The organism is Bauldia litoralis (assembly GCF_900104485.1).
Classification (GTDB): Bacteria; Pseudomonadota; Alphaproteobacteria; order Rhizobiales; family Kaistiaceae; genus Bauldia; species Bauldia litoralis.
Window position 1 is genome coordinate 1 of the sequence record NZ_FMXQ01000009.1, and the last position, 15,639, is coordinate 15,639.

Genomic DNA, 15,639 nt, shown 5'->3' on the forward strand with positions numbered 1-15,639 from the left:
TTGATATCCCGCAGGTCGCGGCGATTGTCCGAAAGAAACGTTGCGCGCGCAAATTGCTTTGCGATCTCCGGATCGGTGCGGCAGAAGCTGTTGGTCAGTTCTTCGCTGAGGTCAGGTCGGTCCTGGTTGGCCATAATGACTGGCGCCATAGCCTGCGACCAACCCATGTGGTTGTTGTCCATAAAGTCCAGCAACTCGTGGATCTGCGCCTCGCTGAACCCGCCGGTGTAGCCGTCGTCGTCGATGTATCTCGGCGATGGCCCCACCATGATGAGTTCGTCGAAAAGGTCAGGTGCCGTGCGGCTGGCCAGTGCGCCGATCATGGCACTTACGGAATGACCGACGAAGACGCCTCCCTGAATCTCCAGTTCCCGGCACAATTCGACGACATCGTCCGCATAGCCATCAATGGAGGCATATCGATCAGGATCGTAAGCAGACAAGTCGGAACTACCGGCCCCGATATGATCGAACAGGATTGTCTTGTAACTCTCCTCGAATGCGGGTGCCACGAACCGCCACATGTTCTGATCACAGCCAAAGCCGTGGGCGAAGACCATCGGCTTCGACCCAGCACCGCTGACATTCACATTATGAAGGTCTGACCGCATATCCCCCCTAAGACGCGCAATTCCACACAACTATCTCCAAGTTCCAACGCGTCGTTCCTCAAAGGGTTCCACCGCAGCCGGTCCGCCAAAGTTGGAGGTGGTTTCGGCGTCTTCAGCCATCGACCGGCCTTAAGATCGGTCCCCGTTGAAGATGTGGTGAACTGCGACACAACGTCGTCGCAGGAATCGCGAGCGAACGCGCCCGTCAACGCATAATACGCACATCGGTCGCCCGGCGAGAGGATGTCCGCCATCGTGGCGAGTCGATGCAACTCCGACCGGCTTGACGTCGACCCGGCGTTGACCAATAGCTGGCCTGCGCTGATCGCCCCTTCCGGCAAACATCTGCCACCACTCAGGACCGGATCATGTCGGAGGCCTACGGCTCCATCCCCGAGCTGTTCAGCAGAGTTGTCCGATCTCACTCGGCGAAAGAGGCGATCCGCATAGGGCCAGAGAGCTGGACCTACGCGACCCTGGACGAACGAGCCGGTCGGGTGGCGAGGCAGATCGCGGCAGTCGGGCATCCCCGGGATCGGCTGGCGGTGCTCCTTCCCCATGACATCGGCCTCGTCGTCACGATGCTCGCCGCACTCAAGGCGGGGCGCGTTGTCCTCGTCCTGAACCCGAACGATCCGCAGCCTCGTCTTGAGCAACTCATCGCTGATGCGGAACCCGCGGTGATCGCGACGGATGAAGCTGGTGCGCCCCGAGCCAACGCGCTCGCCCCGGAAGGGACACAGGTGCTGCGCATCGACGCCTCTTCGGCAGCGCCGCCGACCGGAGGCCCTGGTGTCCGCCTGTCCGACACGGATCCGGCCTTCCTCACATACACCTCCGGCTCGACAGGACGCCCGAAGGCGGTCGTCCTCCGGCACGACACCGTCGCGCGCAGCGTCAGCGCCAATCTCGATATCTGGGGCGTCGCTCCGGCCGACCGTATTGCGCTGCCGGCCTCCCTATGGGGCGCGCAGGGCAACAATACCCTTTGGACCACCCTGCTCGGCGGGGCGACGGTCTGCGTGTTTCCGGCGGTGGAACGGGGGGTGACCGGCCTCGCGAGATGGCTCGTCGCTGAGCGGATTACCGTGTTTCCGGCCGCGTCGTCGCTGCTTCGTCATTTCGTCCGGACTCTCGACGATCAGGACGCGTTCCCCGACATTCGCCTGATCAAGATCAGCGCCGACTCGGCAACCTGGGACGATATCAGGACGTGCCGCCGATACTTCCCGAACGCCCGTGTCGTGTACGCCATGGGGTCTTCAGAGGTCGGCGGCACGATCGCCTTCCAGATCCTGTCACCGGCCGATCCGACTGGCGACGGGCCCCTGCCGGTCGGCCGCCCGCCGCGAGACCTGGATGTTCGCATCGTCGACGAGGATGGCGAGGAATGTCCTTCGGGTACGACCGGCACGATCAGCGTCCGCTCCCCGGCGCTTTCGGGCGGCTACTGGAAGGACCCGGCCCTGACCGCGCGGCACTTCATCGACCTGCCCGACGGCATGCGGCTCTTTCGCAGCGAGGACCGTGCGTTTGTCGACGCCGAAGGGCTGATCGTCCTGGCCGGCCGGCGAGACTCGACGCACAAGATTCGTGGCCAGCGCACCGACCTTGCCGAGGTCGAACGAGGCCTCGCGAGCCTTCCGGGCGTCCTGGAAGCCGCCGCTGTCGTTAGGCACAGGCCCGGCGGCGAGGCCTACCTGATCGCCTGCATCGTGCCGAGGCCGGGCGGGATGCTCGAGCCGCGGCGTGCGCGAACGGCGGCGCGCGCCATGATGCCGCGCAACCTGGTGCCGTCCCATTTCGTCGTGCTCGACGCTCTGCCCCGCACCGCCAACGGCAAGGTGGACCGGAACGCTCTCCGTGCGATCGAGCCGCCCGGCGCGGAAGAGCATGTCCCCCCGATCACGGGGACCGAGCGCATGCTCGAGCGCCTGTGGGCCCGAGCGTTCGACCTCGACGCTGTCGGCCGAACGGCCGGCTTCCTTGACCTTGGCGGCGATTCCCTGATCGGTGCGGTGATCGCAGCTGACGTAGACGCGGAGACCGGCGTCCAGTTAGCCATCAGCCTGTTCGCCGAAAACACGTCGCTCGGTGACATGGCGGCGATCATCGATCGAACGGCGGACGATCTATCGGAGTCCGACGAGCCTCTGCTTGTGGCCCGCCCGAAGCGGGACCGTTTTCCACTCTCGCCCCTTCAGGCTCCGTTCTGGCGGGCGGCCCAGTCCAAAGGCTATGGCCGCAGGCATGAGCAATCGACCTTCTTTGAGATCCAGGGTCGCCTGGACGAAGGGGCCCTGCAGTCGGCCCTTGATCGTGTCGTCGCGCGTCACGAAAGCCTCCGCACCCGTTTCGAGGTCGCCGGCGACGGCGAACCCATGCAGATCGTCGAGCCTGTCCAACCGCTGCCCCTGCAGCGGATCGACTGTTCGCGCGCCGATGACCCGGATTCGGCCGCGGCGACTGCCATCGCCGAAGAGGCCGGCCCCCCCTTCGACCTGACGGCCGCGCCGCCGATTTGCGCCCTGCTGGTCCGCCTCGCTGACGACCGCCACCTCCTGGTCATGTCGGCGCATCACATCGTGACCGATGCCTTTTCCTGGAATATCTTCGGCAGCGACTTGGCGGAATACTACGCGGCCGAGGTCGAGAGACGACCAGCCAGTCTCGATCCCCTGCCGATCCAGTTTGGCGACTATGCGAGCTGGCAGCGCGAGCGTCACTCGGCCGAGCGGGTTCGCGCCGTTGTCGAACGATGCCGGCGGTCGATCGAGGCGGGCCCGCTACCGCGCATCGACTCGCTCCGCCGCTACTGGAGGAAGGGCGACGATCCATCGTTGAGCAGGCACGAGCCCCACCCGTGGGGCCTCCCGCCCCAGACCATCGACTGCCTCGATTCGCTTGGCCGCGAGCATGCAGCGACCCACTTCATGACCCGCGTCGCTGCAATCGCTCCCGTTCTCTCGGCGCTGACCGGCTGCCAGACGGTGGCCATCTGCAGTATCATGACCGTTCGCCGTCGCGGTATTCTTCAGCGGGTGTTCGGACCGTTCGCCAACACTGTACCGCTGTTCGTTCGTTGCGATCCAGCGGCCACCTTCCGAGACCAGATAAGGCGAACCCGGGCCGAGACGATGGCCGCCCGGGAGACGGCCGAGGTTCCATTCGACGATCTCGTCGCTGCGCTGGCGGCGGAGGGCGTGAAAATGCCGAGCCTGTTCTTCTGGGTTCATACGACCACGCCGACGCCTCCACTTCGAGCCGGGCCGCTCGAGATCGTCCGGCGACCGAGTGTGCATTTGCCCATTCATGGCGTCATCGTCATCCGCCTCAACCACACAAACGAGGAGATCGGCGGTTCGCTGGACTTCGACCCGCGCATCTACGGAGCGAGTGGCATGCACGACATGCTTGAGCGCATAACCCGTTTCGTGAATGCGGCCGCCGCCGATCCCGACGAGCCAGTCGGTCGCCTGATCGATCGTGCCGGCGTCGTCGATTGATCCGCCGGCTCACCACCAACACCGTTATGGTGCCGCGACGAGAAGCGCCTTGAGTGCGTCGACCGTCGGTTCGGGCGTGTTCATGGCCGCCGCGACACTTGCCGCGACGGCGGCGCCCGGTTCGGTATCGAGCTGAAGCCCTCGCTTTACGGCGTCGGCTATGAAATCGGGATCCTGCACCATCGCATCGAAAGCATCCCTGAAGACCTGCAGCACCTCGGGCGCCACCCCGGGCGGCATGCCCAGCGGTCGACCCGTATCCCCCAGGCTGGCGAGCAAGCGAAGCAGGGCGGCATCGTCGCCGTCGATCGGCAGTTCGGTCACCGCCGGAACGTCCGGCAGCAGATCGTTCCGGGTGGTGGCGACCTGCCAGATGACGTTGACCTTGCCTTCCGGCAGCCAGTCGGGGTGCTTCGCGACAAGGGACTCGAGGGACTGCGACATGCCCTCGACCTCTTCCCGCTCGAGTGCGAACGCCATCTCCGAGCTGCCTTCGTAACCCTGGATGATCTTGAACTGCGTCCCCATGCGCTCGTTCACGATGCGCGCCACGATATTGGTGACGTCTATCCCGGGGGTGGCGATCGGCGCCTCGCGGGACATTGCATCGGCGAGCGTCTTGACCGGCGAGGTGTTCCACATCAGCAAGGTGGCGGTGTGGGTCGTCAGCCGGCCGATGTAACCGAAATCCTCCGGCGCGACGTTATCGCCAAGACGTCCGATCAGGCCCTCCAGCGGAAATGGCTGGGGGAAGACGGAGATAACTGTTCCGTCCTTCGGCGCAACGCTCGCGAGAAAGACGCTCGCGCGGTTGCCGCCGCCACCAGGCATGTTTTCGACGATGACCGTGGGTTCACCCGGAAGGTGGCTTCCTAGATGGTCGGCTACTGTCCTTGCCCAGGTGTCGTAGCCGCCGCCCGGACCGAACCCGACGACGATCGTAACCGTCTTGCCAGAGAAATCCGGCGCCTGCGCCTTCGCCGTGGCCTGGCCAAGCAGGAAGGTGATCGCGATGGCGACGACCGCTGCCATCCAAATTTCGGCCAAGCGGGCAGGACGGGTCGCCGCCCCAACCGAAATCTTAGGCATTCCAGGCAAATCAGGCATCGTTGGCATCTCCCGCACGAACCCTGCGCACCGCATGGTCCCAATGTCGCCCGAGACTACCGGTCTGAGCCAAAAGAAAAAAGGCGGGCGCAGAACCTCGATGCAGCTCTGTTCGTTGACAGCGACGCGATGGTGAACCAGCTTCTGGCCAGACTGCTTGCGGACCGGACCGTCAACCGAAGCAGACCCGGAATTGAAGGTTAGGAAAGCCGCGATGTCCCTGGAAGCCTGGCGCAAGCGCCCATACCACCGGCAATGGCTGCGTGATCAAGCCAATGATCTTTTCAGCTTCTTCCAGAACCGCAGCTTCAATCCCGACGGCGGCTTCTTCGATCTCGACGTGACGGGACGGCCGATAACGACAGACAACCCGGTGCGCGGCATCCCCGGCACCGCGCGAATGGTCCACTGTTTCGCCATCGGCAGCCTGCTGGGGCGCCCGGGCTCCGACCCCATTGTCGACCATGGCATGCAGTTCCTGTGGAACCGGCACCGGGACAGCGATCATGGCGGCTACTTCTGGGCGGTCGACGACAACGGTCCGAGCGATTCCCGAAAGCAGGGATACGGCCACGCCTTCGTTCTGCTCGCAGCCTCAAGCGCCAGGCTGGTGGGACACCCACTGGCCGACAGGATGCTGGCCGACGTCACGGAAATCCTCGAGACGAAATTCTGGGAGGAGGGCAGCGGCGCCATCGCCGAGGAGTTCAACGCGGACTGGTCTCCGATTGCCCCTTACCGCGGCCAGAACTCCAACATGCACCTCACCGAGGCCCTGATGGCGGCGTTCGAGGCAACCGCCGAGCGACACTATCTCGACAAGGCCGAGCGCATCGCCGATCTGATCATTCGTCGCCGCGCTGCGGAGAACGGCTACCGCGTCGCGGAGCACTTCGACGACAATTGGCAGCTCGACAAGACGTATCGCGGCGACCAGATGTTCCGGCCTCCCGGCACCACGCCAGGCCACTGGCTGGAGTGGTCGCGCCTCATACTGCAACTGTGGTCCCTCGGGGGCGAACGGATGGACTGGATGCCGGCTGCGGCAGAAGCGCTGTTTGCGCAGGCAGTCGCGATAGGCTGGGATGAAACAAGGGGCGGGTTCTTCTACAACCTCGACTGGAATGACAGCCCCGACCTGCCGCTCAAGCTCTGGTGGCCGGCCGCCGAGGGTGCTGGCGCCGCAGCGTTTCTATGCGATCACAGACCTAGCGCCTTCCATGAACAATGGTATCGCAACATCTGGGACGTCATCGCGCGACACTTCATCGACGACGAGCGAGGCGGCTGGCACGAGGAACTCGACGAGGAAATGCGTCCGAGCCACACCCTGTTTGCCGGCAAGGCCGACATCTACCACGCCCTGCAGGCCTGCCTCATTCCGCTCTATCCCTCGACGGGCAGCCTTACCCGGGCGCTGGTGAACGAGCTTGATGCAAGAGTTCCAGGGATGCCCCAGCATCCTCAATAGGCGAGGAGCGAGTTCCTGCCTTCTGCCCGCGGCATACCCCTGATCACGCGGCTATGGCCAGGCTCATAAAGGCGCGGTGCAACACGCAGATCATTCCGCCGGGCGCGCGGCCTGGGTCTTGACCTCGTGGAGCGGACGTCCATCGCGCTCGAAGGCGGTGACGTTGCCGATCGTTGTCTCCGCGATGGCGGCCAGCGCCTCCTCGGTGAAGAAGGCCTGATGACCAGTGATCAGCACGTTGGGGAAAGTCAGGAGGCGAGCAAAGACATCGTCCGGGATAATCCGGTTCGACAGGTCCTCGAAGAACAGGTCGGTCTCTTCCTCATAGACGTCGAGCCCGAGGCTTCCGATTGTACCGTCCTTGAGGCCGCGAATGACCGCGCGGGTGTCGATGACTTCGCCGCGGCTCGTATTGATCAGCATGGCGCCGCGCTTCATTCGGGCAAGCGCGGGCCCGTCGATCAGTTGATGTGTCGCGGGAGTCAGAGGGCAATGCAGTGAGATGACATCGCTTTGCGAGAGGAGTTGCTCAACGGATAGATAGTGGACGCCCAGCGCCTCGCATGTGGGGTTCGGCGCGGGATCGTGAGCGATCACCCTGCAGCCGAAGCCGGTCATGATCCGGGCCACCACTTCGCCGATCAGCCCGGTACCAACGATGCCTACCGTCTTGCCGTTGAGGTCGAAGCCAAGCAAACCGTCGAGCACGAAATTGCCCTCGCGCACCCGGTTGTAGGCGCGGTGAGTCTTGCGGTTCAGCGTCAGGATAAGGGCAACGGCATGTTCGGCCACGGCATGGGGCGAATAGGCCGGCACCCGGCCAACGGCGATGCCGGCCGCTTCGGCGGCGACGAGATCGACGTGGTTGAAGCCGGCAGAGCGCAACGCAAGCAGGCGAACGCCCTGACTGCCCAGCTGCTCGACGACCTCCTCACTCACCGTATCGTTGACGAAGACGCAGACCGCATCCGCACCCTTTGCCAGCGACGCCGTCTCAGCGGTCAGCCGGGGTTCGAGGAAGGACAGCCGATGGGCGCCATCTTCATTGGCTCTTTCCAGGTATCGCCGATCGTGCGGCTTGGTGCTGAAGACGGCGACGCGCATGGGGACTTCTCCTGAAAGCCGATCGCGGCTATGGCCCTCTTATCCGGGATGGGCAGTTGGCGGAACCGCTGTCCTGGCTGAGTGAGCAACTGCCTCGGGTCGTGCTTGATGCGCATTCGAGATCAGCCGGCGTCGGCAGGTTTGTGACGGGTCGGGGCGGCGAAGGCGTTCGTCAAGAAACCCGGGCCAGCTGACAATAACACCGCGCCTGTCGGGCGCGCCCGACTTCTGGTTCACGACCAGAGCCCAGACGGCGCTCTTCAGTTTACAGGTGCGGGTTGCGCGGTTTGTACCGCTCCACCAGGTCCCGGTTGTTCTCCGCCGCGCCCGGCATGTTCGAGCTGCGGAAAATGGGCGGAGGCCCATCGGTTGCCAGTTGGCTGGCGACCTCGGCGAACAGGGCCTGCAGGAGCGCGGCGCCGATCGCGGTCGATCCCGGACCGGCCTTCAAATCCGTCCCGGGTAGCGAGACCAGCGCGTCGCCGGGCGGCAGGCCGTTGTCGAGAACGATCGTCGCGATTTCGGCGAGGATCGGCCGGCCCTTGGCCGATGCCTGCGAATAGGCGCGCGAGGTCAGGGCAATCACTGTCACACCGGCGTCGCTGGCAATTTGCGCCGCCTCGACCGGCACCGCGTTGACGCCGGAGTTGGAGATGACGATCAGCACGTCCTTCGGACCGATCGGATATCGGTCGAGAACGTCCGCGGCCACGCCGGTCATCCGCTCGCGCTCGCCTGATGCGATCGCGCTCTTGTGGAGCATCAGCTCTTCGTCGAGCACGGGAACGGTGTAGGCAGGGCCGCCGGCCCGGTAGTGCAGGTCCAGCCCGAGCAGATGCGAATGGCCGGTGCCGAAGACATAGGTCAATCCACCGGCACGACAGGACGCGACGACTGCCTCAACGGCCGGCCCGAGCTGAGCGACCATTTCAGGCTCCGTCAGAAGGCGCGCGACATCAGCCAGGTATCTGGCGGCGGTTTCCATTCATTCGTCTCCAGTTCAAGTCGCGTCTTCATCACGAAGACGTCGCGGCAACAAAACGAACGACCATGTTGGAACGTGCGGCCGTGTGTGTCGCGCGTCGTTGGGAAAATTTCGAGAACCGCCGCTCCGACCGCGAGCCTGAGCGGCAGCGCCACGGCTATACCGCTCGTCCCGGAAGCCGTCAAAGATCGAGCATCCGATCCCTTGCCTCGGCGTAGCGGGATCGGGCGGCGCGCCAGGCTTCCCTATCGTTACCGCGCGGCTCGTATGTCTGTCCGCCGGTTGCGGCGACCGCTGACGCTTCGACGACGGTCGCGAACGAGCCGAGCGCGGTCGCGGCGAGGAAAGCCGCGCCTTTTGCGCCGAACTCGCTGCCTTCCGGCACGATGACCTGTCGTCCCGTCACTTCCGCGATCATCGCACACCAGATGGCGTTGCGGCCGCCGCCGCCGGTCAGCAGGATCGGCGCGTCGGTTGGCGCCGACAGAAGGTCGCAGAGATCGGCGATCGAAAACACGACGCCCTCGAAAACACTGCGGATAAGCGACTCCCGGCCATGGATCGGCGAAAGCCCGGCGAAGCTGGCCCGCGCCGCGGCGTCGTTGACCGGTGCGATGATGCCGCTTTCGCTGAGGTAAGGCAGGTAGACGACACCATGCGCGCCGACCGGCTGCGACTCGGCCATTGCGGTCAGCCGGGTGAAGAGGTCCGGCTGCATGGCGATGTCCGGGCAGAGCAGGTCGGCCGCCCAGTCGAGATTGAGCGTCCCGGCGACGTTGACCATCGCCCTGAACCAGTGACGCTCAGGCAGCGAAAAGAGGACTCCCACATCGAGTGGTTCGAAGACCGGCCGGTCGGTACACAGCCCCATGATGCATGTGGTGCCGAGAAGCCCTGTGATGGCGCCAGGCCTGAGTCCGCCGGCGCCGATCACATTGGCGATGACGTCGCCTGAGCCGGTTGCGACCGGCAGTCCCTCGGGCAGGCCTGTCGCGGCCGCGGCCTCGGCGGTCACATGTCCCGCGATCGCAGCCGACGGCAGGACTCTCGGGAAAAGGTCCGCATGCGGCGTCAGCCCGAAGAGCTCGATCAACGTATCGCTTCGCGTCTGGGTGACGGCGTCGCCCGGTGCCACCGCGGCTTCGCTGCTGTCGGCGGCGAGCTCTCCTGTGAGTTTGAACCGGAGCCAGTCCTTGTAGGAAACCACGGCCCTGGCGCGTTCCATTGCCGCCGGTTCCTGCTCCAGCAGCGCGGCGGTGAGCGGCAACGTGCAGCCCTGCTGCATGGCCGCACCGGATATCTTGAAGATCTCGGAGAACAGATCCGGTCGCGCCGCCGTCATGCGATCGATAAGCCCCTGGGCGCGATTGTCCTCCCAGTTCATGCCGGGAAAAACCGGGTTGCCGTCGTGACCAACCACCCAGGCGCCGACCATCGCCCCGGCGATTCCAATTCCCGCGATCTGCCCCTCACCGGCCGCGGCGGCGCTTGCCTCGGCGATCACCCGGCAGGCGGCCCGCCAGGCTACCGCAGGGTCGGCCTCGACACGGCCAGACTCTGATCTGGCAAGAGGTGTTCGCTCGGACCGGACTGCGATCATCCGCCCCGTCCGATCGAAAACCGCCGCCTTGCAAACCGACGATCCCGCGTCGAGTCCGATGAAAAGGTCTGTCATGACGTGGTCCGAAGGCTGAAGGAGATGGTTGCAGCGGGAGAGGCGTGACGACATCGCCTGCGCGGCGGCAAGCGTCGATCGACTTTCGCCAGAGATGACCGCCGCCGTCAACGCGTGCGTCGCGTGCGCCTGCTGGAGCGGGAAGCCGGCGAGTCCTCGACTGGCCGATCGTCTTCAGCAATCTCGGCGGCTCGCTCGCGTTCATGACGACCTCTAACCAAGCTTGTGTGACAGCCACCCTCGAAGCGGCGTGCGTCACAGACGTGGCAACAACCATCAGCGGGGCGGCCGGGCGACGCCAACAACCCTGTCGATCGGCTGCCATGCCCCGAAGGCCAACGGTTTTTTTGGGGGGAGAAACGTTTTGGCAGTCGTTCCAGCGCCTGAAACGGACGCGAATTGACAAACTAAACGTTCTGCTGCAAACGGTTTGGCCTGCTCGGGGAGAGGGATTGTGAGGGCATTCCAGGGTCATGACCTGACCGTCGGATCACCGGTGTCATGCGTGGCTGCAAAGCTATGCAGCCGCCCCTGCTTGCCTGGGTCAAGCCGGATTTCTCGCGTCGCGCCGATGCGTAACCTCTACAATATCGACCGTCGGTGGATGGCGGCCTGATGGTTCAGGACGTGGATCACGGCATCGCGCTCCAGATGAGCGCCATTTCAAAATCCTTCCCCGGGGTGAAGGCTCTTGACGGCGTGAACCTGACGGTACGCAAGGGCGAGGTTCATGCGATCGTCGGAGAAAACGGGGCGGGCAAGTCCACGCTCATGAAGATTCTCGCCGGCTTCTATCACCCCGACCGGGGGTCGATCGAGGTCATGGGCACGCCCATCGGGGTCATGAATCCGCGCGAGGCGCGCGATCTCGGAATCGGCATGATCTACCAGGAACTGAATCTCGTTCCGGATCTGACCGTTGCCGAGAATATCAGCCTCGGCGCGATGCCCCGGCGCGGCCCGTTCGTCGATTATCGTTCGCTCGCGGCAAACGCCAAGGCGGTCCTGAAGGAACTGGATGCCGACATCGATGTCGGGACCCGCGTCGGCAACCTGTCGCTGAGCCAGCAGCAACTCGTCGAGATCGCAAAAGTGGTCTCCCGAAACCCCAGCATCGTCGTCTTCGATGAGCCGACGTCATCGCTCGGCGACAAGGAAACGCGCATCCTCTTCAACGTCATCAAGAGGATGCGTGAATCCGGAATTGCCATTCTCTATATCAGCCACCGCCTTCAGGAGGTCATGGAGATTGGTGACCGGGTCACCGTGCTTCGAGACGGAAGCAACATCGAGACGCGCGACGTCGCTGGCATCACGCCGGACGAGATGGTGCGACTCATGGTGGGCCGCGATCTGACGGAAATGTTTCCCAAGCTCGATCTGAGCATCGGCGATCCGGTGCTGAGCGTCACCTCGCTCGGCCGCGCCCATCAGTTCGAGGACATCACGCTGGATGTGCGCGCCGGCGAGATCGTCGGCCTTGCGGGGCTTGTCGGCTCGGGCCGGACGGAAGTGGCCCGGGCCATCTTCGGGCTTGACCCCGCCGAGAGCGGGGAAATCAGGGTACGCGGCAAGGCGGTGCGCATTCGGAGCCCGCGCGAGGGTGTGTCAGCGGGGATTGCGCTCGTTCCCGAGGATCGGAAGCGCGAGGGCATCGTCCCCGATCTGCCGGTACGCGAGAACTTCACCCTTCCCCTGATCGGACGGATCACCCGGTTCTTTCTCATCCTCGCCGGCCGCGAAAGGGCGACCGTGCAGGCGTTTGCTGATCGGCTGAACCTGAACCCGCCCCGCATCGAGCGACCGATGGGGACCTTCAGCGGCGGCAACCAGCAGAAGGTGGTTCTCGGGAAATGGCTGCTCGCGAAACCGGAGGTTCTGATCCTTGATGAACCGACGCGCGGCGTCGACGTTGGAGCCAAGGCCGACATCCACCGGATCATCGGCGAGTTCGCCGAATCCGGCGGAGCGGTTCTGATGATCAGTTCGGAGCTGTCTGAACTCCTTGCCGTGTGCGACCGGATCTTCGTGCTTCACGAGGGCAGCATGGTCGCCGAAATTCCCCGCCAGTCCGCGACCGAAGAATCCGTGATGCGCGCTGCTACCGGTCAAGTATACGCATGAGCCTTGTGAAGTCCGATCCGAATCCTGGGCCAGCACCTGCGGGCACGCTTACCGCGGGCTCGGTGCTCAGTGTGCTCAGTATCCCCCTGGCGATCGTAGCGTTGATGGTTCTGGGCAGCTTCGTATCGCCCTCCTTCCTCACCGCCCGCAATCTCGTCAACATCCTCAACGCCTATTCCGCGGTTGGCCTTGCGGCGATCGGAAGCACCTTCGTCGCGGTATGCGGGGGCCTCGCTGACCTTTCGATCCCCGCCAATGTGGCGATGGGCGCCCTGGTGGCGCTCGGCGCGCAGACGCTGGTCGGGCCTGTGGCGGCCGCGCTTCTCGGCATTCTCGTCGCCTCCCTCGGCGGCCTGGTGAACGGGGTGCTCATCGGCTACGTGCGCATCAATCCGATCATCGTGACCCTTGGCTCGGGCTTTCTCCTGCTCGGGCTCAGCCAGTTGCTGGTCGGCGGGGGCATCGTCTACTCGGAGCCCAGCGCGTTTGGCAGCTTCGTCGCCGGCAATCTCCTCGGCGTGCCCGTTGCCGTGTGGACCTTCTTCGTGGTCGCCCTGATCCTGCACATCGTGCTGTCGCGCACCCCCTTCGGGCGCTGGAATTTCGCCGTCGGCGGCAACTACGAGGCCAGCGCCGCCAGCGCCGTCCCGGTGCGCTTCACCAGAGCGGCGGCATTCGTGCTCACCGGCTTGCTTTCCGGGATGTGCGGCGTGCTTATCGCGCTGAGCATCGGACAGGCCCGGCCAATCATCGGGGCGGGCTACGAGTTCGTCGCCATCTCGGCGGTGGTTCTCGGCGGCACCAGCCTTTTCGGCGGGCGCGGCAGCATCCTTCGAACGGTCGGCGGCGTGATCATCCTTGCGCTCATCAGCAACCTCATCGTGCTGATCGGCTTGCCGACCCCGTCGACCGGGCTCGCGACCGGAACCATCATTCTCCTGGTGGTCGCGGTCGATGCCTATCTTCGGCGCAGGACGGGTGCCGAGTGATGCGATTGAACATCGGGACGATCGGCAACGTCGTAGTCCGCTACCGCCTGCTCGTGATGCTCGCGGCAGTAGCGGTCTTCGGCGGTTGGACGCTCGACGACTTCCTGACCCTGACCACCCTTCAGTCGATCCTCGACCGGGCCGCGGTCGTGGGCTTCCTCGCCCTGGGTTTAACGCCCATCCTCATTGCCGGCCAGATCGACCTGTCGATTGGCTCGATCATGTCGCTGGCCGCCTATGCCACCATCGCCCTTCAGCCCGACCTGGGCAACGTGCCTGCCGCTTTCATCGGACTGGGCGTCGGTATCCTGGCGGGGGTGGTCAATGCGCTGGCCGTCGTGGTGTTCAAGGTCACGTCGCTCGTCGCGACGCTCGCCACCCTGCTGATAGGGGCATCGCTCGCTCTCCTGATCTCGAACGGCCAGCCCGCCAGCTCGGCGGATCCGCTCTTCGGCCTTTTCCTGACGGATAATTTCCTCGCCATCCTCACGCCGAGGTCCGTCCTGTTCATCGGCGCGGCCCTGCTCATGTTCGTCTGGCTCAAGGGGACACCGAGTGGGCGCAATCTCTATGCGGTCGGCAGCAGCATGCCGGCCGCAATCTCCGCCGGCATCAACGTCAACGGCTACATCGCCGGGGTGTTCGTGCTTTCGGGCTTCTGCGCCGGCGCGGCCGGGGTGATCCAGGCGCTGAGCAGCGCCACCGGATCCCCCATTGCCGGCTCGGTGTTGCTGATCCCCGCCATCACGGCGGTCGTCATCGGCGGCACCCGGCTCGAGGGCGGGCGCGGCTCCTCGCTCGCGACGCTTGGCGGCGTGGTTGCCCTTGGCGCGCTCACGACGCTGTCCGAATACAACGGCGTCCCGTCCTACACGCAGGCTGTCTATACGGGCCTGATCCTGATTCTGCTCATTACGCTCGACCGGATAGCGGGCGGCGATGAGGGAAAGACGACCCGCACGCTGAGAAGCGCCGCGGTAGCTAAGCAAACACAACAAGGAGGAACTTCATGACCATCCGTCGGAACTTTCTGATCGGGGCGGCGCTGTCCGCTCTTGCTGTCGCGGTTGCCGGTCCTGCCGCCGCCGCCAGCGTCGAGGGCAAGTCGATCTGCTACATCACGGCTGCCAACTCCCATTTCTACGTGACGCCCACCAACGAGGGCGCCCAGGCTGCCGCCGATGCGGCTGGCGTGGAGCTGACGATCGTCAGCGAGGAGTTCTCACCGCAGACCGGCGCGGACCAGCTCAACAGCTGCGTTTCCCGCAAGGTCGACGGCATCCTGCTGTGGCCGCTCGACGCGAACAGCTACCTGCCGGGCCTCCTCAAGGCGAAGCAGGCCGGCATCCCGGTCGTCGCGATCGACACCACGGCGGGCGAAGAGTCGATGAAGCTCATCGCCTCCTTCGTCGGCGCGGACAAATACGGCCAGGGCCAGATCAGCGCCAAGCAGATGGGTGAGGCCCTTGGCGGCGAGGGCGACATCATCATCCTTGCTGGCCAGGCAGGCAACAACACCACCATCATGCGGACGGACGGCTTCCTCGCCGACAAGCCCGACGGTATCAATGTCCTCGCCACGGTGAATGCCGACTTCGACCAGCAGAAGGCGCTGGTGGCTTCACGCGACCTGATCACCAAGTTCGGTGACCAGATCGACGGCGTCTACGCGGAAGACGACGCGATGGCCGCTGGATTCCTCCAGGCGCTTGAGGAGAGCGGTCTCGACATCAAGCCGGTCGTCCTCGGCATCGGCGGCATGAAGATGGCCTTCGACGCCATCAATGCAGGCCAGATGAGCAGCACGATCATGCAGCCGCCGTTCGAGAACGGTCGGCTCGCCATCGAGACGCTTACCAAGGTGATGGCCGGCGAGACGGTCGACGCGGTGGTTCCGCTTGAGAACACCGTTGTCACCAAGGACAACATCGGCGACTACGAGCCGGCGTTCTAAGCCACGAGCGGTCTAAAAAAGGCGGCCGCCGACCAGACCTGAGGGTGTGAGTCGGCGCCCGCCACACAAGGGCAGATGCCCGGAATGACTCGGGATTAAGGGAGCGTACGGAC

The 15,639-nt window shown here is 64.7% G+C and carries 12 protein-coding genes; 6 read left to right on the top strand and 6 right to left on the bottom strand.

All coding sequences use genetic code 11. From position 1 onward, the window contains the following. Positions 1-560: alpha/beta fold hydrolase (locus BLT60_RS19120; protein ID WP_090878986.1), on the bottom strand; the 560-nt coding region annotated here is incomplete at its 3' end. 419 nt (positions 561-979) lie between these two features. Between BLT60_RS19120 and BLT60_RS19125 the strand changes: the two genes are divergently transcribed. Then, positions 980-4,117, top strand: coding sequence for an AMP-binding protein (locus BLT60_RS19125; protein WP_090878988.1), 3,138 nt, complete (start codon positions 980-982; stop codon positions 4,115-4,117). A gap of 24 nt (positions 4,118-4,141) precedes the next feature. On the opposite strand, the gene BLT60_RS19130 is transcribed toward BLT60_RS19125, so the two are convergent. Beyond that, positions 4,142-5,461 carry a Bug family tripartite tricarboxylate transporter substrate binding protein gene (locus BLT60_RS19130; RefSeq protein ID WP_090878990.1) on the bottom strand — a complete coding sequence of 440 codons (1,320 nt, stop codon included), beginning with the start codon at positions 5,459-5,461 and terminating at the stop codon, positions 4,142-4,144. Here BLT60_RS19130 and BLT60_RS19135 point away from each other — a divergent pair. After that, positions 5,439-6,695, top strand: a complete 1,257-nt coding sequence (locus BLT60_RS19135) for an AGE family epimerase/isomerase (protein ID WP_090878992.1) — start codon at positions 5,439-5,441, stop codon at positions 6,693-6,695. The genes BLT60_RS19130 and BLT60_RS19135 overlap by 23 nt on opposite strands. Positions 6,696-6,785: 90 nt before the next feature. Here BLT60_RS19135 and BLT60_RS19140 read toward each other — a convergent pair whose 3' ends face one another. From BLT60_RS19140 to BLT60_RS19150, 4 genes are all read right to left on the bottom strand, one after another. Then, positions 6,786-7,799 carry a 2-hydroxyacid dehydrogenase gene (locus BLT60_RS19140; protein WP_090878994.1) on the bottom strand — a complete coding sequence of 338 codons (1,014 nt, stop codon included), beginning with the start codon at positions 7,797-7,799 and terminating at the stop codon, positions 6,786-6,788. A 265-nt stretch (positions 7,800-8,064) separates the two neighbouring features. Beyond that, a complete protein-coding gene (locus BLT60_RS19145) occupies positions 8,065-8,784 on the bottom strand; it encodes an SIS domain-containing protein (RefSeq protein ID WP_090878996.1) in 720 nt (239 codons plus the stop codon). Further along, a complete protein-coding gene (locus BLT60_RS24440; protein ID WP_175478535.1) occupies positions 8,739-8,939 on the bottom strand; it encodes a hypothetical protein in 201 nt (66 codons plus the stop codon). The genes BLT60_RS19145 and BLT60_RS24440 overlap by 46 nt, the downstream gene beginning before the upstream one ends. A gap of 26 nt (positions 8,940-8,965) precedes the next feature. Then, entirely contained in the window at positions 8,966-10,459 is a 1,494-nt protein-coding gene (locus tag BLT60_RS19150; RefSeq protein ID WP_175478536.1) for an FGGY-family carbohydrate kinase, read from the bottom strand. A 615-nt stretch (positions 10,460-11,074) separates the two neighbouring features. Between BLT60_RS19150 and BLT60_RS19155 the strand changes: the two genes are divergently transcribed. The 4 genes from BLT60_RS19155 to BLT60_RS19170 all read left to right on the top strand — a co-directional run bounded on the left by BLT60_RS19155 (position 11,075) and on the right by BLT60_RS19170 (position 15,526). Continuing rightward, positions 11,075-12,583 (top strand): sugar ABC transporter ATP-binding protein, encoded by a 1,509-nt coding sequence (locus tag BLT60_RS19155; protein WP_090879316.1) that lies wholly within the window; start codon positions 11,075-11,077, stop codon positions 12,581-12,583. Positions 12,584-12,654: 71 nt separating this feature from the next. Continuing rightward, positions 12,655-13,572 (top strand): ABC transporter permease, encoded by a 918-nt coding sequence (locus BLT60_RS19160; RefSeq protein WP_210185646.1) that lies wholly within the window; start codon positions 12,655-12,657, stop codon positions 13,570-13,572. Further along, positions 13,572-14,585, top strand: a complete 1,014-nt coding sequence (locus BLT60_RS19165) for an ABC transporter permease (protein WP_090879002.1) — start codon at positions 13,572-13,574, stop codon at positions 14,583-14,585. Before BLT60_RS19160 ends, BLT60_RS19165 begins: the two co-directional genes overlap by 1 nt. After that, entirely contained in the window at positions 14,582-15,526 is a 945-nt protein-coding gene (locus tag BLT60_RS19170; RefSeq protein ID WP_090879004.1) for a sugar ABC transporter substrate-binding protein, read from the top strand. The genes BLT60_RS19165 and BLT60_RS19170 overlap by 4 nt, the downstream gene beginning before the upstream one ends. Positions 15,527-15,639: the final 113 nt, after the last annotated feature.